The sequence below is a fragment of the Marinobacter sp. B-12 genome, from assembly GCF_056857915.1.
Map to the genome: position 1 here is coordinate 37,143 of NZ_JBSXOB010000034.1, position 17,562 is coordinate 54,704.

16 protein-coding genes are annotated in these 17,562 nt (G+C 58.1%); 7 read left to right on the plus strand and 9 right to left on the minus strand.

What is annotated here, in order from left to right:
- Positions 1-28 precede the first annotated feature (28 nt).
- Both gspF and gspE read right to left on the minus strand, forming a co-directional pair.
- On the minus strand, positions 29-1,240 hold the full coding sequence (gene gspF / locus AC13D2_RS03885) for a type II secretion system inner membrane protein GspF (RefSeq protein WP_292048147.1): 1,212 nt from the start codon (positions 1,238-1,240) through the stop codon (positions 29-31).
- Between the two features lie 4 nt (positions 1,241-1,244).
- Complete coding sequence (gene gspE, locus AC13D2_RS03890) at positions 1,245-2,753, minus strand: type II secretion system ATPase GspE (protein ID WP_151982116.1); 1,509 nt, start codon at positions 2,751-2,753, stop codon at positions 1,245-1,247.
- A 193-nt stretch (positions 2,754-2,946) separates the two neighbouring features.
- Here gspE and AC13D2_RS03895 point away from each other — a divergent pair, with 193 nt between their 5' ends.
- From AC13D2_RS03895 to AC13D2_RS03925, 7 genes are all read left to right on the plus strand, one after another.
- Complete coding sequence (locus tag AC13D2_RS03895) at positions 2,947-3,609, plus strand: type II secretion system protein N (RefSeq protein ID WP_292048149.1); 663 nt, start codon at positions 2,947-2,949, stop codon at positions 3,607-3,609.
- A gap of 8 nt (positions 3,610-3,617) precedes the next feature.
- Positions 3,618-4,280, plus strand: coding sequence for a transglutaminase-like cysteine peptidase (locus AC13D2_RS03900; RefSeq protein ID WP_292048150.1), 663 nt, complete (start codon positions 3,618-3,620; stop codon positions 4,278-4,280).
- A 127-nt stretch (positions 4,281-4,407) separates the two neighbouring features.
- Positions 4,408-6,003: an FAD-binding oxidoreductase gene (locus AC13D2_RS03905; RefSeq protein ID WP_292048151.1), complete on the plus strand. Its 1,596-nt coding sequence runs from the start codon at positions 4,408-4,410 to the stop codon at positions 6,001-6,003.
- Positions 6,003-7,631 (plus strand): glycerol-3-phosphate dehydrogenase/oxidase, encoded by a 1,629-nt coding sequence (locus tag AC13D2_RS03910; RefSeq protein WP_300496272.1) that lies wholly within the window; start codon positions 6,003-6,005, stop codon positions 7,629-7,631. Before AC13D2_RS03905 ends, AC13D2_RS03910 begins: the two co-directional genes overlap by 1 nt.
- Positions 7,628-9,190, plus strand: a complete 1,563-nt coding sequence (locus AC13D2_RS03915; RefSeq protein WP_300496269.1) for an FGGY-family carbohydrate kinase — start codon at positions 7,628-7,630, stop codon at positions 9,188-9,190. Before AC13D2_RS03910 ends, AC13D2_RS03915 begins: the two co-directional genes overlap by 4 nt.
- Before the next feature lie 107 nt (positions 9,191-9,297).
- The gene (locus AC13D2_RS03920; protein ID WP_300496267.1) at positions 9,298-10,140 is read left to right on the plus strand and encodes a cytochrome c oxidase assembly protein; all 843 of its coding nucleotides are present in this window, start codon (positions 9,298-9,300) and stop codon (positions 10,138-10,140) included.
- Positions 10,137-10,754 carry an SCO family protein gene (locus AC13D2_RS03925; protein WP_482938242.1) on the plus strand — a complete coding sequence of 206 codons (618 nt, stop codon included), beginning with the start codon at positions 10,137-10,139 and terminating at the stop codon, positions 10,752-10,754. The genes AC13D2_RS03920 and AC13D2_RS03925 overlap by 4 nt, the downstream gene beginning before the upstream one ends.
- Positions 10,755-10,764: 10 nt before the next feature.
- On the opposite strand, the gene AC13D2_RS03930 is transcribed toward AC13D2_RS03925, so the two are convergent.
- Genes AC13D2_RS03930 through AC13D2_RS03960 form a run of 7 tightly spaced genes read right to left on the minus strand, consistent with a single transcriptional unit; the run spans position 10,765 to position 17,534 of the window.
- Positions 10,765-11,988: a CaiB/BaiF CoA transferase family protein gene (locus AC13D2_RS03930; RefSeq protein ID WP_300496261.1), complete on the minus strand. Its 1,224-nt coding sequence runs from the start codon at positions 11,986-11,988 to the stop codon at positions 10,765-10,767.
- 23 nt (positions 11,989-12,011) lie between these two features.
- A complete protein-coding gene (locus AC13D2_RS03935) occupies positions 12,012-13,475 on the minus strand; it encodes an NAD-dependent succinate-semialdehyde dehydrogenase (protein WP_300496341.1) in 1,464 nt (487 codons plus the stop codon).
- Between the two features lie 27 nt (positions 13,476-13,502).
- Entirely contained in the window at positions 13,503-14,210 is a 708-nt protein-coding gene (locus AC13D2_RS03940; RefSeq protein WP_300496258.1) for a TetR/AcrR family transcriptional regulator, read from the minus strand.
- Between the two features lie 30 nt (positions 14,211-14,240).
- On the minus strand, positions 14,241-14,945 hold the full coding sequence (locus AC13D2_RS03945; RefSeq protein WP_292048158.1) for an ABC transporter ATP-binding protein: 705 nt from the start codon (positions 14,943-14,945) through the stop codon (positions 14,241-14,243).
- On the minus strand, positions 14,942-15,724 hold the full coding sequence (locus AC13D2_RS03950; protein WP_300496255.1) for an ABC transporter ATP-binding protein: 783 nt from the start codon (positions 15,722-15,724) through the stop codon (positions 14,942-14,944). Before AC13D2_RS03950 ends, AC13D2_RS03945 begins: the two co-directional genes overlap by 4 nt.
- Positions 15,721-16,668: a branched-chain amino acid ABC transporter permease gene (locus tag AC13D2_RS03955; protein WP_007152274.1), complete on the minus strand. Its 948-nt coding sequence runs from the start codon at positions 16,666-16,668 to the stop codon at positions 15,721-15,723. The genes AC13D2_RS03950 and AC13D2_RS03955 overlap by 4 nt, the downstream gene beginning before the upstream one ends.
- Positions 16,665-17,534 (minus strand): branched-chain amino acid ABC transporter permease, encoded by an 870-nt coding sequence (locus tag AC13D2_RS03960; RefSeq protein ID WP_007152275.1) that lies wholly within the window; start codon positions 17,532-17,534, stop codon positions 16,665-16,667. Before AC13D2_RS03960 ends, AC13D2_RS03955 begins: the two co-directional genes overlap by 4 nt.
- Positions 17,535-17,562: the final 28 nt, after the last annotated feature.

Sequence of the window (17,562 nt, forward strand, 5' to 3'; positions counted from 1 at the left end):
GAAATGGGGTTGGCCCGCCGGTCCTGGCCTAGCCAACCAGGTTGCTCATATTCAGGATCGGAAGCATGATTGCCAGCACGATAATCAACACAACCACCCCCATCAACAGCAGCATCATCGGCTCGAAAAGACCCACGATGGCCGCGATCTTGGACTGCAGGGTGTTCTCCTGCATTGTGGCGGTCCGCTCCAGCATACCGTCCAGTTCGCCGCTGGCCTCGCCGCTGGCTATCATATGCAGCATCATCGGCGGGAAGTAGCCCGTCTGGTCCAGCGAACGATGCAGGGAACCGCCTTCACTGACCTTTCTGGCTGCATCCCGCAGTTCCTGACGCAGATGGTCATTCGAGAGCACCTCACCGGCAATGCGCATGGCTTCCACCAACGGCACGCCACTGGTGGTCAGAATGCTCAGTGTACTGGCATAGCGTGCAGTGTTGACACCGCGAACCATGCCTGAAAACAGCGGCATGTTGAGCAGGCTTTTATGAAAGCGGAGCCGGAACGAGGGTTTCTTCAATGACCACCGAAAAACAACCAGTGCGATAATGATCAGTATCAGCAGATAAATACCGTAGTTGCCCAGAAAATCAGAGACTGCCAGCATGGCGGCCGTCAGCGCCGGAAGCTCCTGCCCCTGCTTCACAAACACCTCGATGATGTCCGGCACAACATAGGTCAACAGGAACACCACAATGGCAATGGCCACAACGCTGAGAATGATCGGGTAAATGGCCGCCAACTGGATTTTCTGACGGGCCTCCTGCCGGGCCTCGGTATAGTCCGCCAATCGGTTGAGCACCAAATCCAGATGGCCGGCGTGCTCACCCGCCGCGACGGTGGAGCGATAGAGCCGTGGAAATGCCCGTGGGAACTCACCCAGGCTGTCTGCCAGGCTGTAACCCTCCATCACTTTCGCGCGTATGGCAATCAGCATACTGCGAATGCGCGGTTTGGAGGACTGCTGGGCGGCTGCCGAAAGCGCCTGCTCGATCGGAATGCCTGACTGGATAAGCGTCGCCAGTTGCCGGGTCACCAGGGCCAGATCCGCTGTGGCCAGGCTGCCCCGACTACTGAGAGGGTTGCTCCGGGCCTGCTTTTCCGAGGCGGGCTCCACCGCCAGCGGTGTCAGGCCCCGTTCCCGTAGCTGTTGGCGGACCGCTCTTGGTGCATCGGCCTCAACAACGCCCTGTTTCTGTTTTCCGCGACTGTCGAGCGCCTTGTAATCAAATGCTGGCATCGAGTTATCTGCTCCGGTGGGTCACGCGAAGGACCTCTTCGACCGTGGTCACCCCATCCAGGATTTTCTGGACGCCATCGGCATGGATGCTAGGGCCATGGAGCCTGGCCTCGTGTTCGAGATCCAACTCCCCTGCCCGTTTATGGATCAGCGAACTGATTTCCTCGTTGACCTCGACCACTTCGTATATGCCTATACGGCCCCGATACCCCAAATGGTTGCAATGTTCGCAGCCCTTGGCGCGATGAATCGTCGGCGGATTGGCCGGGTCCTGCTGCAGGAATTCGCAATGTTCTTCGCTCGGCGTGTAGGGTTCACAACAGTCCTTACAGAGTACCCGAACCAATCGCTGGGCCACGATGCCCACCAGACTGGAAGAGATCAGGAACGGCTCAATCCCCATGTCCATCAGACGGGTAATCGCACCCACGGCGGTGTTGGTGTGGAGAGTCGACAACACCAGGTGACCGGTCAAACTGGCTTGAACGGCGATTTCCGCCGTTTCCAGGTCACGGATTTCACCAATCATGACCACATCCGGGTCCTGACGCAGAATGGCCCGGAGCCCCCTGGCGAAGGTCATATCCACCTTGGTGTTGACCTGCGTCTGCCCGATACCCGGCAGGTTGTACTCGATCGGGTCTTCAACGGTCAGTATGTTCCGGCTGCGATCATTGATTTCCTGCAGCGACGCATACAACGTTGTCGATTTACCAGAACCGGTGGGACCGGTTACCAACAGGATGCCATAGGGTCGATAGATCAGCCGGCGCAGTATTTTCAGATCACCGCCCGCCATACCAAGAGATTCCAGGCGAATGCTCCCGGCCTGTTTGTCCAGAAGACGCAATACCACCCGCTCACCGCTGGATGACGGCATGGTGGACACACGAATGTCTACTTCACGTCCGGCAACACGGAGGGCGATACGACCATCCTGCGGCACCCGTTTTTCCGCGATGTCCAGCTTGGCCATAACCTTGATCCGCGACACCAGCAAGGGCGCCAGCGCTCGTTTGGGCTGCACCACTTCCCGCAGTACACCATCCACCCGGAAGCGCACCACAAGCCGTGTTTCGTAGGTTTCGATATGTACATCAGAGGCGCTGGTTTTGACCGCCTCGGTAAGAATTGCATTGATGAGCCGGATGATCGGGGCGTCGTCTTCCTGTTCCAGAAGATCTTCGGTTTCCGGTACCGAATCCGCCAGCGATGCCAGGTCCATATCATCGCCAATACCTTCCACCATCTGCATGGCTTCGGCGGAATCATTCTGATAGGCCGCATTCAGCGCCGCGTCGAACCGGGCCGGATCAATGGGAGAGAACCTGGCGCGCCCACCACTGATGCGATTGGCTTCCGCCAGCGCCGAATGACCCGCCCCGGGCCTTACCAGAATGACAGGATCGCCGTCGTCGTCACGGGTCAGGATCACGCCGTTGCGTTTAGCGAACGTGAAAGGTAGACGGCCCAGCGGAGCATCCTGCGGCTGAAGTTCTGTGTCTGTGTCCACGATCGTCCTCGTTTTGTTGCCGGGGCGGAAAGAAAATGTTCCAGAATCCCTTTTTATTCAATTAATTCAGGAAGGCTACCATAGGATATGGAACCGCTGAATAACTCTATACACTATACTGCCAATAAAACGTTGCAGTCTGATAACCTGTGGGCCTTTTGCCGGCCCACACCTGCTCTTTTCGGGACATTCAATGCTTTTTACCAATTCAAGGTTACCACTGATACTCACCACCGTCGCAGGCATCGCCATGATCACTGTGACAGCGTGGCAGGGCGTTCGTTTCTGGCAGAATGAAACCAGTGCTGGCGACACCACTTCCGCTACAGACATGGCAATGGCGGAAACCGGGACCCGGAAGGTGCCAGAGGTAAACCTGGCCTCTTTTACCCTGTTTGGAGAACCTGGCAAAGAGGCCCCTCAATCGGAACCCGACACCGAGAACCTGCCGGAGACCAATCTGCGCCTGTTTCTCCGCGGTGTATTGGCTGCTTCCGGCGACTTTCCCGGCAGCGCTCTGGTTGAAGACGACGAACGAAACACGGAAGCCTATCTTGTCGGTGACCAGCTGCCCGGCAACGCCACACTTCGATCTGTACGTGCCAATCGAATCATTATTGAGCGTGGCGGCAAACTGGAAAATCTCTACTTTCCAGAAGACGAGGATAGATCCGGTATCTCGATGGCCTCCACGCAAACCTCCGACGACCCGGAGGAGCCCCGTGGCACACAGATACGTCCATCAGGCGTGGATAGACGCGCCTCCTCCGCCAACACAGACACCAGCGACCAACGCCGGGAGGAAATTCGGCAGCGCCTGGAACAACTTCGTGAACGCCTGAGAGCCAATAACTGAGGGCAGCCATGGAGACGGCCGCATCGAATCCTCGCCGCCGCGGCTCCCTGCTTTCCATGCTACTCATGGTCATCACGTTATCGGTGGCTGCCTTCGAACTCAGCGAACGACTCATGTCCTACGTGCGTTCGGAGTTCGGCGAGGAGGCTCACGGCCGGCTGGAAACCTGGCAGAGCCTCTACGACATTGCGTCCCGGGCAGCTATCGACCGACAGCTCCGGCTCGTTAACTCCTTCTTTAACCGGGTCCAGTTTGTCAGCGACATTGCCCACTGGGGAGAAGAAGACTACTGGGCGACGCCCGTTGAATTGCTGACCACCAACGGCGGCGACTGCGAGGACTTCTCCATCGCAAAATACCTAACCCTCAAGTCAATGGGCGTACCCGATGAGCAACTTCGCATTGTTTACGTCAAGGCCCTGGCGCTGAATCAGGCGCACATGGTGTTGGCGTGGTATCCGGAGCCCGACGCCGATCCATTGATCCTCGACAACCTTATCAACGAGATCAAACCCGCGTCCCAAAGACCGGACCTGGAACCGGTCTACAGTTTTAACGGTGACGGCCTGTGGCTGAACCGTTCAGGTGGTGACTCCGAACGAATCGGGGAAGCGAGAAAACTGGAGCACTGGCAAAGCCTCAATGATCGCATGGTGGACAGTCTTCGCTAGATTCACTGCTGTCGGCATAAGACACAAGACTTGTCGCCAGGCGACACTGCGTAAACGGTACCCGGCGGTACAATCTGCCCCACGGATAATCAGACGTACACACATTTACCAACGAGGAACGCCCAACATGCGACGCTGGAACGGCTGGGGAGATGACCAATTCAACCTTGAATTACCCAAAGAGGGGCAGCGGTTTCTGGACAAGCACGTAGGGAGCGCCGCTCCACTGGCGGATGTATCCCTGGAACAGGTTTGCGCCCAGGTGCCGGAAAGTAGGCTGCCGCCAAATCCGGCCTGTATCGACGCGGCCGAAGATCGGGTGCGTCACGCCCGCGGTCAAAGCCTCGCAGACTGGCTTGCCATGCGCAGCGGCGACTTTGGTGTTTTTCCCGATGGTGTTGCCTATCCTGAGTCGTCCCTGGATGTCCAGGCCCTGCTTCAATACGTCGACGAAAATGGTATTGCCCTTATCCCCTATGGCGGCGGCACCAGCGTGGCGGGCCACATCAACCCCGTGGCCAGCGAACAACCAGTGCTGACCGTCGATATGGGGCGGATGAATCGCCTGATAGACCTGGACAGAGAAAGCCAGATCGCTACTTTCGGGGCGGGCACCCCGGGACCGTTGGTGGAGTCCCAGTTGCGGGCGCTGGGTTATACCCTGGGGCACTTTCCGCAGTCTTTCGAACTGTCCACCATTGGCGGCTGGGTCGCCAGCCGTTCCAGCGGGCAGCAGTCACTCCGTTACGGTCGTATCGAGCAGCTGTTTGCCGGGGGCCGCATCGAAACCCTGAAAGGCACACTGAACATTCCCACGATTCCCGCTTCGAGCGCCGGCCCGGACATCCGCGAGATGATCCTGGGCTCCGAGGGCAGGATCGGCCTGATCACCGAAGTTAAAGTACGTGTCACGCCCTTGCCGGCCCAAGAAAGCTTCCATGTCATGTTCTTCCCTTCGTGGGAGGAGGCTCGGACAGCCTGTCGCAAACTGGTGCAGAACCGTACCCAGCTCTCGATGCTTCGCCTGAGCAACGCCATCGAGACCGAAACCCAGCTCGCCCTGGCAGGACACCCCGGTATGATTGGCCTGCTGGAATCCTATCTGGGCCTGAGAGGCGCCAAAGACGGCAAATGCATGATGACGTTTGGCCTTACAGGCAGCAAACGCCAATGCCGGAATGCGCTCAAGGAAACCCGCGAAATCTGCCGCGAATTTGGCGGCATCTACACCGGTCAGAAACTGGGCGACAAATGGGCGGCCAAGCGCTTCACCATGCCCTACCTGCGGGAAGCCCTCTGGAAACTCGGTTACGCCGTCGACACCCTGGAAACCGCCACCGACTGGGACAACGTCGATAAACTCTTAAACCAGATTGAAGGAAATCTCCGTAACCAACTGAATGAAAAGAAAGAGCTGGTTCACGTTTTCACCCACCTTTCGCATTTCTATACCCAGGGTTGCAGCCTGTATACCACCTATGTGTTCCGCGTGGCCGAGAGTTACGAGGAAACCCTGGCCCGCTGGAAAACCCTAAAAAACAGCACATCGGACATTATTGTTAACAACCGGGGCACCATTAGCCACCAGCATGGCGTTGGCAAGGATCACGCACCCTTTCTGCCGGTTGAAAAAGGCGAGCTGGGCATGCTGGCCATCGGATCTCTTTGCAAGACATTCGATCCGGCCGGCTTGATGAATCCACAAACACTGGTTCAGAAGTAATGCCACTGACACGCGAACAGAAGCTTGACCAGTTGGCCCGTGGCGACGCCGACTTCGATGTGGTTGTGATCGGCGGGGGCATTACCGGCGCGGGTATTGCTCGCGAAGCTGCCGGCAGCGGCTTGAGCACCTTGCTGGTGGAGCAACGGGACTTCTCCTGGGGCACTTCCAGCCGTTCCTCGAAGATGATCCATGGTGGCCTGCGCTACCTGGGCAGCGGGCACTTTCGCCTGACTCGGGACGCGGTTCGAGAACGGGAGCGCCTGTTGGCAGAGGCGCCGGGGCTAATTGATCCCCTTCGTTTCATCATGCCTCACTACCAGAAGCAGTTCCCCGGCCCGAAGCTGTTCCAACTGCTTCTTCGTCTGTACGACCGACTTGCAGGCAAGCCATTCAGGCAACGACTCAGCCCGGTAGAAACTCTGCAGTGGGTGCCTGGCCTGTCCACCAAACATCTTACCGGTGCCAGCGGCTTCACCGATGCCGTTACCGACGACTCACGGCTGGTGCAACGCGTGCTCGCAGAAGCCGAAGCCGATGGTGCCATTTGTCTGAATTACATGGAGGCGCAGGCAGTTCTCCGAAACAGTGAGACCAACGCCGTCACAGGCGTTCGGCTTCTGGACACCAGCAAAGAGGCCCAAACACAGGAATTGGTCGTCAACACACCACTGGTTATTAACGCCACGGGTGCCTGGGCGGGCCAGTTGAAGCAGACCGATAGTGCTGACACCCGAATACGTCCCCTGAGGGGAAGCCATCTGGTTGTTCCCTATTCGCGGCTTCCGGTGTCCTGTTCAGTGTCCCTGTTTCATCCGGAGGACCATCGCCCGGTATTTGCCTTCCCATGGCAAGGCGCCACGGTGCTCGGGACCACGGATCTCGATCACACAGAGTCGCTGTCCCATGAGCCGGCCATCAACCGGAAGGAACTGGACTACCTGCTGCAGATCTCCTCAAGCCTGTTCCCCAGTAGTGCCATCACAGAACGTGACGTGATCGCAACCTGGGCCGGAGTGCGCCCCGTCGTCACCCAATCACCCGTGGTCAATCAATCAAAGGGAACGCCAGAGCCTTCAAAGGAAAACCGGGAGCATGTGATTTGGTCCGACAACGGCCTGATCAGCGTCGCCGGCGGCAAGTTAACCACCTTCCGGTTGATCGCCCGGGAAGTACTCGAACGGGGGCAAATATCGGGGTTTCGCCTCAGGAACGATGCGCAGCCGGTATTCACACCGCCCCCGAACCTCGAACGTCCTGACGCCATCAGCCACCGAAATTGGCATCGTTTACAAGGCTTTTACGGTCCTGCTCTGGCAGAGGTTCTGCGTGCCGGCACCCATGAAACCATTGCTGGCACCGACATACTCTGGGCAGAGCTGGCCTGGGCGGCCGCCAATACCGGCGTAATCCACCTGGATGACCTGATGTTGCGCCGTACCCGGCTCGGGCTGGTCCTTCCAAAAGGCGGCGAAGGCCTGCTCCCGGAAATACGTTCTCTGTGCAAACCCATTCTGGCCTGGGACGACACCACCTGGGAACGGGAAGAGGCACGTTATCAGGAGCTCTGGCGCGCTAGCTATTCGCTACCGGCCACATCTCCGGCCAAACCGGGAGCCAATGGATGAACACGACCGAACCGCTCATCCTGGCCATCGACAACGGCACACAGAGCGTACGGGCCCTGCTATTCGACACTCAGGGCAATCTCGTCGGCAAGGGCAAACAGGAAATTGAGCCCTACTTCTCCGAGCAGCCGGGCTGGGCGGAACAACATCCGGAGTATTTTTGGGAAAACCTCGGTAAGGCGTGCGAACTGCTTTGGCAAAACACCGAAGCCAGGCCGGATCAAGTAGTCGGGGTAACGCTGACCACCCAGCGGGGCACCGTTGTAAATCTGGATGAACATGGCAAGCCACTCCGGCCAGCCATCATCTGGCTCGACCAGCGTCACGCCAGGGTTGAAGGGCCAGTGCCCGGTTTATGGGGCTGGTTGTTCAAGCTGCTTCGGCTGGAGCCTACCGTTGACCGCTTCCGGGAGAAAACCCAGGCCAACTGGATTGCCCAGAACCAGCCCGAGATATGGGCGGCCACCCGGCATTACCTGTTGCTGTCGGGCTACCTGAACTACCGCCTGACAGGCCAGTTCAGAGACTCCGTGGGCAGTCAGGTGGGGTATATCCCGTTCGACTACAAACGCCACCAGTGGGCCAGTCAGCGGGATTTCAAGTGGCGCACCATGCCCGTTCACCGTGAGATGTTGCCGGAGTTGGTCAAACCCGGCGACAAGATCGGCGATCTCACCGACGACGCGGCCCGGCACCTTGGCTTGCCGGGGCCACTCCCGGTGATTGCAGCGGCATCGGATAAAGCCTGCGAAATTCTTGGCTCCGGCGGACTGACGCCGGAGGTTGGCTGCATGAGTTACGGCACCACCGCCACCATTAACACCACGAGCAAGCGCTACCTGGAACCGGTACGCATGATGCCACCCTATCCGTCCGCCCTGCCCGGCCATTATTCCACCGAGGTGATGATTTATCGGGGCTTCTGGATGGTGAGCTGGTTCAAGCGCGAATTCGGCCTGCGGGAACAGAAACTGGCGGAGCAGAAAGGCGTGGAGCCGGAAGTCCTGTTCGATGAACTGGTTCGGGCCGTCCCGGCCGGCTCCATGGGGTTAATGCTGCAACCCTACTGGTCACCCGGGGTTCGCCAGCCCGGGCCGGAAGCCAAGGGTTCCATCATCGGTTTTGGCGACGTGCATACCCGCTCCCACATCTACCGCGCCATACTGGAAGGCCTGGCCTACGCCCTGCGTGAAGGCAAGGAACGGATCGAAAAACGCAGCGGCGTCCCTATCCGCAGGCTGAGGGTCGCTGGCGGCGGCTCCCAGAGCGATGCCGCCATGCAACTGACCGCCGACGTATTCGGCCTGCCCGCGGAACGGCCCCATACCTACGAAACCTCCGGTCTTGGCGCCGCCATCGACGCCGCTGTTGGTCTGGGGCTGCACCCCGATTTTGAAACGGCGGTGAGCGCGATGACCCGAGTTGGTGATGTCTTCCATCCGCAGGCCGACACCCAGAAACTCTACGAGCGCCTGTATCGTGAGGTATATCTGAAAATGTACCCTCAGCTTCAGCCGCTGTACCGAAAAATCCGCGATATCACCGGCTATCCGGATTAACACAACAAACCGAACAATCTCTTGAATTTAGCCGTCACTCCGGTAAAACTCTGGATCAGTCAAAAACAATCACCCGGTTCAGCCCCCAGAGCACAAAGGCAAGCCCGATGTCGGCCTTAGACTACCTCATACCCTATGACTTCTCGCCGCTCACCATAGTGAGTTTCGTGCTCGTTCTGGCGTTCTACGGGTACGGCCTGGTCAGGATGCCTGCCGAAGATCGCCCGGGAAGCGGCCGGATACTGGTATTTGTGGTGGGCGTCATGCTTTGTTACGGCGTGATGCAAACCCGTTTTGATTACTACTCCCAGTACATGTTCTTCGTTCACCGGGGCCAGCACCTGATTCTGCACCACTTGGGGCCGATCCTGATCGCATTGTCCAACCCCCTTCCGGTAATGCGCTTTCTCTACAGCCTGATCACGCCTGGAATACGGCGGGCATTAACACCGCTGGGATGGGTGTACCGTTTTCTCCAGCACCCGGCGATTGCCTCATTCCTGTTTGTGGGTCTGATCTACTTCTGGCTCTGGCCCCCTGTCCACTTCGACGCCATGCTCAGCCGGGATCTGTATTGGGTGATGAACTGGAGCATGTTGCTGGACGGCATGCTGTTCTGGTGGCTGATTTTCGACCCTCGCTCCCCGGTTACGAGTGACGCCCTCGGTTATGGTAAACGCATCCTGCTTCTGGCGGTGGTTGCAATACCTCAGATGATCCTTGGCGCTTATATCGTGTTTGCGCGAGGTATGGTGTACGACGTTTATGAGGTATGCGGGCGGGCCTGGCCCATGCCGCCTGAAACCGATCAGCTGCTCGGCGGGTTGTTGACCTGGATTCCGCCGGCGATGATGAGCATTCTCGGCATACTGATTATCCTTCGACGTGCCATGCGTGAAGATGGCAAGGTGTCACCCTATAACGAAAAACTGAAGGCCAGCCATTCATGAAAATTCGGTTCCTACCCTGCAGTCACAGAACGATCTCTGCCATGGCACTTTTGGCGTCCCTGGTGATGCTTGGCGGGTGCTTTGGCGACGATGAAAACTGGAATGGCAAAGACATCAGCGGGCTTATGCCGGAATTGGCCTTCGAACTGACAGGCACCTCGGGCGACACCATCACCGCAGAACAAACCGATGGTCAGATTCGCCTCCTGTTCTTCGGCTTCACCTCGTGCCCTGATATCTGCCCTGCCACACTCCAGAAACTGTCCAGGGCGGTGACAAATTTGCCGGAGGCGTTGCGGACGGACACGCAGATTGTCTTTGTCAGCGTGGACCCCCAAAGGGACACCCCAGAACGCATCGACAGCTACGTAAGCTTTTTCAGCGACCGGGCCATCGGCCTGACCGGCGAGGAACCGGCGCTCAGGGAACTCAGTAAGCGTTATCGCACGACCTTTGGTTACGACGAGCCAGATGCGGACGGTAACTACAACGTCTCACACAGCGGCGCCGTGTATGTGTTCGACCGCGAAGGAAAGGCCCGCCTGTTGATCCGTCCAGAGCTGAGTGTGGAGGAAATCCGTACAGATCTGGTGGCGTTGGCTGAAGAAAGCTAACGCGACCGGATCACGAGATGACGCCGCGTTCCCTGAGGCTCGCTATTTCGCCAGGAGAAAGGCCGGCAATCTTTTCCAGGACTTGTTTAGACTGTTCCCCCAGCAGCGGAGGCGCCGTCCTGTAGCTTACCGGAGTCAGCTTCAGCCTGATTGGATTGCCAACCGTCGGGACATCGCCCAGCGATGGGTGTTGAACAGACTGCTTCATCCCCCGCGCAAGAACCTGTGGATCCTCAAAGACCTGATCCAGGGTGTTAACCGGTCCACATGGCACCCCGGAGCGCTCCAGAACTTGCACCCATTCCTGTGTTGACCGCATCACCGTGGCCTGCCGCAGCCTTGGAATCAATTCCTTGCGATTCGCCACTCTGGCCCGATTTGTCGCAAAACGCTCATCGCTTGCCCACTCCGGATGTCCGAGCACATCGCACAACCGGGCGAACTGCTCATCGTTACCGACCGTCAGCACCATGTTGCCGTCTGCCGTCGGAAAATCCTGATATGGGACGATATTGGGGTGGGCGTTACCCATCCTCCCTGGCGCCTGGCCCGTGGTCAGGTAATTCATGGCCTGATTCGCCAGACAGGCTACCTGCACATCCAGCAGCGCGGCCTCCACATACTGCCCCTCTCCCGTACGGTCACGGTGACTGAGCGCGGCGAGCACACCGATCGTGGCATACAGCCCGGTCATAATGTCCGTCAGTGCTACGCCGACCTTCATCGGCCCGGCGCCGGGCTCCCCGTCCGGTTGCCCGGTGATGCTCATAAGCCCGCCCATGGCCTGGATCAAAAAATCATAACCGGGCCGATTCGCGTACGGGCCATCCTGGCCAAACCCGGTGATCGAACAGTAGATGAGTTTGGGGTTGATACGCTTCAGGCTTTCATAATCCAGGCCATAGCGCTTGAGGCCACCCACTTTGAAGTTTTCAAGAATGACATCCGATTCTGCGACCAGCTTTCGGATCAGTTCCTGCCCTTCGGGATGGGCGATATCGACTGCGAGGGACTGCTTGTTGCGATTGGCGGTCAGGAAGTAGGCGGATAGATCTGCATAGCCATCAGCCCCCTGAAGATAGGGAGGCCCCCACGATCGAGTATCGTCCCCGGATTTTGGACGCTCAATCTTGATAACCTCCGCGCCGAGATCGCCCAGGATTTGGCCCGCCCAAGGGCCGGCCAGCACCCTGGAGAGATCCAGGACACGCAAGTGAGATAGGGCACCAGACATTTAATTCTCCTTGAACACGGGGCTTAGCGCACACCGCCGAGGCAGAGGTATTTGAGTTCCATGAACTCGTCCAGGCCATGCCGTGACCCTTCACGCCCCAAGCCGCTTTCCTTGACCCCGCCGAAGGGGGCGGCCTCGGTTGAAATGATGCCATCGTTGATGCCGATCATTCCGGTTTCGAGGGCTTCGGCCACGTGCCAGATGCGCCGGATGTCATTGCTGTAGAAGTATGCTGCCAGACCAAATTCCGAATCGTTGGCCATGGTGATTGCCTGTTCTTCAGTCTCAAACCGGAAAAGCGGTGCCACCGGGCCAAAGGTCTCCTCACTGGCCACCAGCATGTCCTGGGTGACGTCGGTGAGGATGGTGGGCTCGAAGAAAGTGCCACCGAGAGCGTGTGCCTGGCCTCCCATCACAACTTTTGCGCCCCGTTCTGTGGCATCGGCGATGTGCCGCCTGACTTTGTCCAGCGCAGCCTGATTGATCAGTGGACCCTGGTGGGTTTCGCCTTCCAGGCCTGGCCCCACGACCAGCTTGCCAACCGCCGTCTTAAGCTTGTCAACAAACTCGTCATACACGCCAGATTGCACATAAATGCGGTTTGCGCACACACACGTTTGCCCGGTATTACGGTACTTGGAGGCCATTAATCCGGCTACCGCGGCGTCGAGATCGGCATCGTCAAACACGATAAACGGTGCATTGCCGCCCAATTCCAGGCTCACTTTCTTGACCGTTCCACTGGCCTGGCGCATGAGGAGTTTGCCCACGGGCGTGGACCCCGTAAACGACACCTTGCGAACCATAGGGCTGGTGGTCATTTCCTCACCCACCTGCGGCGCCCGGTCTTTCGAGCAGGTAACGATGTTGAGGATCCCCGGCGGCACTCCGGCGTCCTCAGCCAACGTCGCAAGGGCGAGCGCACACAACGGCGTGTCTTCCGCCGGTTTAACCACCACGGGACAACCGGCGGCCAGTGCCGGGGCGACCTTACGGGTGATCATGGCCACCGGAAAATTCCAGGGTGTGATGGCCGCCACGACTCCGATCGGCTGTTTGATAACCACAATCCTCTTGTCACGACCGTGGCCAGGAACCACGTCGCCATAGGCCCGCTTGGCTTCCTCGGCAAACCACTCGATAAAGCTGGCGCCGTAGGCAACCTCACCACGTGCCTCGGCCAACGGCTTGCCCTGCTCTGCCGTCATCAAACAGGCCAGGTCCTCCTGATGTTGCATCACCAGATCGAACCACCGACGCAAAACCCCCGCTCGCTCCTTGGCAGGACGGGCACGCCACTCCGGCCACGCTGCCTCAGCCGCGCGAATAGCCTGCCGGGTATCTTCGGCGTCCATATCCGGCACGGAAGCAAGATGCTCGCCATTGGCTGGGTTGGTTATCGAGAGCCGATTGCCCGACCGGGCCTGGACCCATTCGCCGTTGATATAGGCGCTTTCGCGCAATAGTGCCGGGTTTGTCAGTCTGATAGTCATCACATTCCTCACAGAAGAGAGTCAACGCTCTCCGAGCAGATAGCTTTCAATCACATCCCTGACAAACGCGGCATAATCGTCAACAGCAACATTCTGATCACGGTATTTCCTGCGTTTCAGGTACCAGTCCTGCAATAAGGCTTTGATCATGGAGGCCACAAGGCGGGAGTTTCTCGAGCAGTAAACCTTAGCCTCTATGCCATCCTCAATGAGCCGAAGAAAAATCTCCTCGATCTCCAGCTCAATGGCGACAGCGTCACGTTTTTCCTCGACCGGCAGGCTCTTCGCTTCCATGTAGGAAAAGTAGAACCAGGCCCGCATTAACTCGCTCAGATACAAATGTGCCTTGATCGCGGCAAACAGCCGGCCGCGTACATCCTGAACCTCATCAGTGTAGTGAAGCAGGGTCCGACGCGTGATAATGAATCCGTGGCTCTGGATCAGGTGGATCAGGTCATCCTTGTTGCGGATATACGCATAGAGTCCGCCCATACTCATGCCGGAATCCCCACAAAGGTCCCTCAGCGTCATCGCATGGAACCCCTTGGAGTTGGCCAGCCGCAGGGTCGAGTCGATGATTCGGGTCAGATTCTTGACCGCCGTCGCCTCCTTTTTGATACTGATGCGCTCCTTGTTCTGGCGGAACACATCACGGATCACATCCTCCTTGGACAGACGGACTTCACCGCGGAATGCTTCGTAATTTTCGATCATAACTGCCACGTCCATTTGCCTCTGCGGCGGGGATTATAAGCCACACTATGCCACGGACAAGAATCGGTCCTGTGTGGCCTGGTCCGTCTTCAAATCCTGACTGCTCGCTTCGTGCACAACCTGGCCCTTTTCCAGAATGTAGGCTCTTTGAGCGTGCTTGAGCGCGAATCGCACGCTTTGGTCCGTAAACAGGATGGTTGTGGTTTGGCTGAGATCGTCAATCAGTTCACCGATCTGTTGCACGATAACCGGGGCCAGTCCTTCGTTGGGCTCATCCAGCAGTAACAGCCGTGGCTGAATCATCAGGGACCTTGCCACCGCCAGCATCTGTTGCTGGCCACCGGACAGGGTAGCGCCGTCCTGGTCCGCCCGTTCGCCCAGCATCTCGTATTTCTTGAGGATGCCATCCACTGTCCAACGCGCGGCACTGCCCTTGCGTTGATAGGCGGCCACATCCAGGTTATCCCGCACTGTCAGACCGGGAAATATCCGGCGGTCTTCCGGTACATACCCGATGCCAGCGCGGGCAATCCGGTGTGCCGGCCTACCCTGGATCGGCTTGCCTTCATAAAAGACCTCTCCGGATCTCGGAGGTGTCAGACCCATGATGCTTTTCAGGGTGGTGCTCTTTCCGGCGCCGTTCCGGCCCAGAATGCAAACCGTCTCACCGGCTTCGAGCTGAAGGGTAACACCCTGGAGCGCCTGACTCTCACCATAGAACGTTTGAATGTTGCGAACATCAAGAATCATGGGTTGGCCTCCTCGACCGCCTCGTCGTCTTCTTCGCCCAGGTAGGCGACACGAACCTCCGGGTGGTTCTTGACCTCCTCCGGGGTACCGGCAAAGAGCTTTTCGCCACGGTGCATGACCAGAATCCGGTCCGCCAGGTTGAAGACCACATCCATATCGTGCTCGGTAATCATGAATGTGTAGTCACCGCTGTCTGCAAGCTTTTTGATCAGCCGCGTGGTGCGCCTGGTTTCATCCGGGGTCATCCCGGCGGTGGGCTCGTCCAGTAGCACCAGCTTCGGCTGCGTTGCCAGCACCATGGCGATTTCCAGCAATCGCTTGTCGCCGTAGCTGATCACTTCGGCACGTTGTGCTTTCAGGCTGTCGATGCCCAGGCGCTTCAGAAACTCGACCGCCTCTTGCTGGATAGAGGTATTGCGGGAAGCAATATTGAACAGCTTGCGGCTGTGGCCATGATAGGCCGACAACACCACTTCCACGTTCTCCTGCACCGTCATCTCAGGAAAGATGTTATTGATCTGGAACGATCGGGATACGCCCAGTCGGCTGATCTTGTGGGGAGGCAGGCCGGTGATATCCCTGCCGTCCAGCATGATCTTGCCTTCAGTCGGCTGCATCCGGCCGGAAACCATGTTGTAGAAAGTGGTCTTGCCGGCACCATTGGGACCGATAATCGCGATGGTTTCCTTGGGCATGACGTCCAGGCTGATATCGGAGACCGCCGTAACTCCGCCAAACCGTTTGGTCAGGTTGGTAATGGTAAGGACCGGTTTACTCATTTCTTCACCTCCATCCACCAGTCAATGGCGGTGCCCAACAGCCCTTTGCGGAAGAAGATCACCATCATTGCCAGGATGATCCCCAGGACCAGCATCCAGGACTCCGTGTAAGTGGTGATCCAGGTTTCCAGCAATACGAACGCCGCAGAACCGATAAACGGGCCGAGGAAAAACCCGGTGCCCCCCAGGATGGCCATCAGGATTGGTTCGGCCGACATGGACCAGTGCAGAAGTTCCGGGCTCGCCACCCTCAGGAACGGGGCGATCAGGCCACCGGCCAGGCCCGCGAAGGTTCCGGCGATGACGAAAGCCACCAGGCGATACGTACGCACGTTCAGCCCGGCGAATGATACCCGCTCGGGATTCTGGCGGATCGCCTTGAGAATCATGCCGAAAGAACTGCGGCAGATCAGATACAGCACGATTGCGGCAATGGCCACAATGCCCAGCACAACATGGTAATAGACCGATGGATTGGCCAGAGTCAGATCAAGCCCAAGCCCGAAAGAGCCCAGGGTAAACCCGGCAAGGCCATCACTGCCGTTGGTCACCGATCGCCACTGGTAAGCAATGGCAAAGACCATCATGCCAAAGGCCAGGGTGAGCATGGCAAAGTACACCTCGTTGAGCCGTACGCTCAGGAAGCCGATCATCAAAGCCAGTAGTGCGGACGCCCCCATGGACACCAACAGACAGACCAGGAACGGCCACTCCAGGTGAATCAACACCAGGGCGGTAGCGTAAGCGCCAATACCGAAGAACGCCGCATGCCCGAAGCTCAGCATTCCGGTATATCCGAAAATCAGGTTGAAGCTGGCCGCGAACAGGCCCAGGATCAGGATTTCGGTAAAAATAAAGACATAGAAATAGGAAGCAATCCAGGGCACCGCAATCAGCCCGGCAATCACCACAGCCAGTATGGCCATCAGAACCTTGGTCTTCATGCGTTTGCCCCCTTACCCATCATGCCGTTTGGTTTGAACAACAGAACCAGCGCCATGCCAACAAACGGCAACAGCAGGTTCACTTCCGGCAGGTAGCGGCCACCGAAGCCGTGAATCAGGCCCAGAATGATGGCTCCGAGCAAGGCTCCCGGGAAGCTTCCCAGCCCCCCGATCACCACCACAATGAACGACTCGATAATGATCTTGTCCCCCATGCCAGGATCCAGCGCACGCATGGGTGCCGCCATCACACCTCCGACGGCGGCCAGCCAAGCGCCAAAGGCAAACACGCCGGTCACTACCAGCCGGGTGTTGATGCACAGCGCCTCGGCCATATCGCGATCCAGTGCCGCGGCTCGCATGATTCGGCCGACGCGGGTGCGGTTGAAGAGGTACCAGAGACCGGCCAGCAATAGCAGGCCGATGACGATCACAAACAGGCTGTAGGTGGCAACCGAACTGCCCAACAGCTGCACCGAACCCGAAAGCAGATCCGGCGGCTGGACCACATGGATGCCACTGCCCCAGATCATCCTCACACTTTCGTTGATGATCAGCAGGATTGCGAAAGTCAGAAGCAGACTGTCTGCTACGTCACGGGAATAGATGAAGCGCAACAGAACCCGATCGATGATGACGGCCAGGATAGCGACGCCAATGGGCGCCAGGATCAGGGCCGCCCAGAAAGGCATGCCCGCTATATTGATCAGTGTGAAGGCCAGATAGGCCCCCAGCATGTAAAGTGCCCCGTGGGCAAAGTTGATGATGTTCAGCACACCGAACACGATATTAAGGCCCACTGCGATGATAAACAGCAGCAGCCCGATATCGAGACTATTCAGCAACGCCGCTCCGATGCCAGACATGTATTACCTCATTACGTTAGGGCCGGAT

Coding starts and splice junctions, on each gene's coding strand:
- AC13D2_RS03940 (WP_300496258.1), bottom strand. CDS start 14,210: ATGGACGTGGCAGTTATGATCGAAAATTACGAAGCATTCCGCGGTGAA.
- AC13D2_RS03945 (WP_292048158.1), bottom strand. CDS start 14,945: ATGATTCTTGATGTTCGCAACATTCAAACGTTCTATGGTGAGAGTCAG.
- AC13D2_RS03915 (WP_300496269.1), top strand. CDS start 7,628: ATGAACACGACCGAACCGCTCATCCTGGCCATCGACAACGGCACACAG.
- AC13D2_RS03905 (WP_292048151.1), top strand. CDS start 4,408: ATGCGACGCTGGAACGGCTGGGGAGATGACCAATTCAACCTTGAATTA.
- gspF (WP_292048147.1), bottom strand. CDS start 1,240: ATGCCAGCATTTGATTACAAGGCGCTCGACAGTCGCGGAAAACAGAAA.
- AC13D2_RS03910 (WP_300496272.1), top strand. CDS start 6,003: ATGCCACTGACACGCGAACAGAAGCTTGACCAGTTGGCCCGTGGCGAC.
- AC13D2_RS03900 (WP_292048150.1), top strand. CDS start 3,618: ATGGAGACGGCCGCATCGAATCCTCGCCGCCGCGGCTCCCTGCTTTCC.
- AC13D2_RS03960 (WP_007152275.1), bottom strand. CDS start 17,534: ATGTCTGGCATCGGAGCGGCGTTGCTGAATAGTCTCGATATCGGGCTG.
- AC13D2_RS03925 (WP_482938242.1), top strand. CDS start 10,137: ATGAAAATTCGGTTCCTACCCTGCAGTCACAGAACGATCTCTGCCATG.
- AC13D2_RS03920 (WP_300496267.1), top strand. CDS start 9,298: ATGTCGGCCTTAGACTACCTCATACCCTATGACTTCTCGCCGCTCACC.
- AC13D2_RS03950 (WP_300496255.1), bottom strand. CDS start 15,724: ATGAGTAAACCGGTCCTTACCATTACCAACCTGACCAAACGGTTTGGC.
- AC13D2_RS03895 (WP_292048149.1), top strand. CDS start 2,947: ATGCTTTTTACCAATTCAAGGTTACCACTGATACTCACCACCGTCGCA.
- AC13D2_RS03930 (WP_300496261.1), bottom strand. CDS start 11,988: ATGTCTGGTGCCCTATCTCACTTGCGTGTCCTGGATCTCTCCAGGGTG.
- AC13D2_RS03955 (WP_007152274.1), bottom strand. CDS start 16,668: ATGAAGACCAAGGTTCTGATGGCCATACTGGCTGTGGTGATTGCCGGG.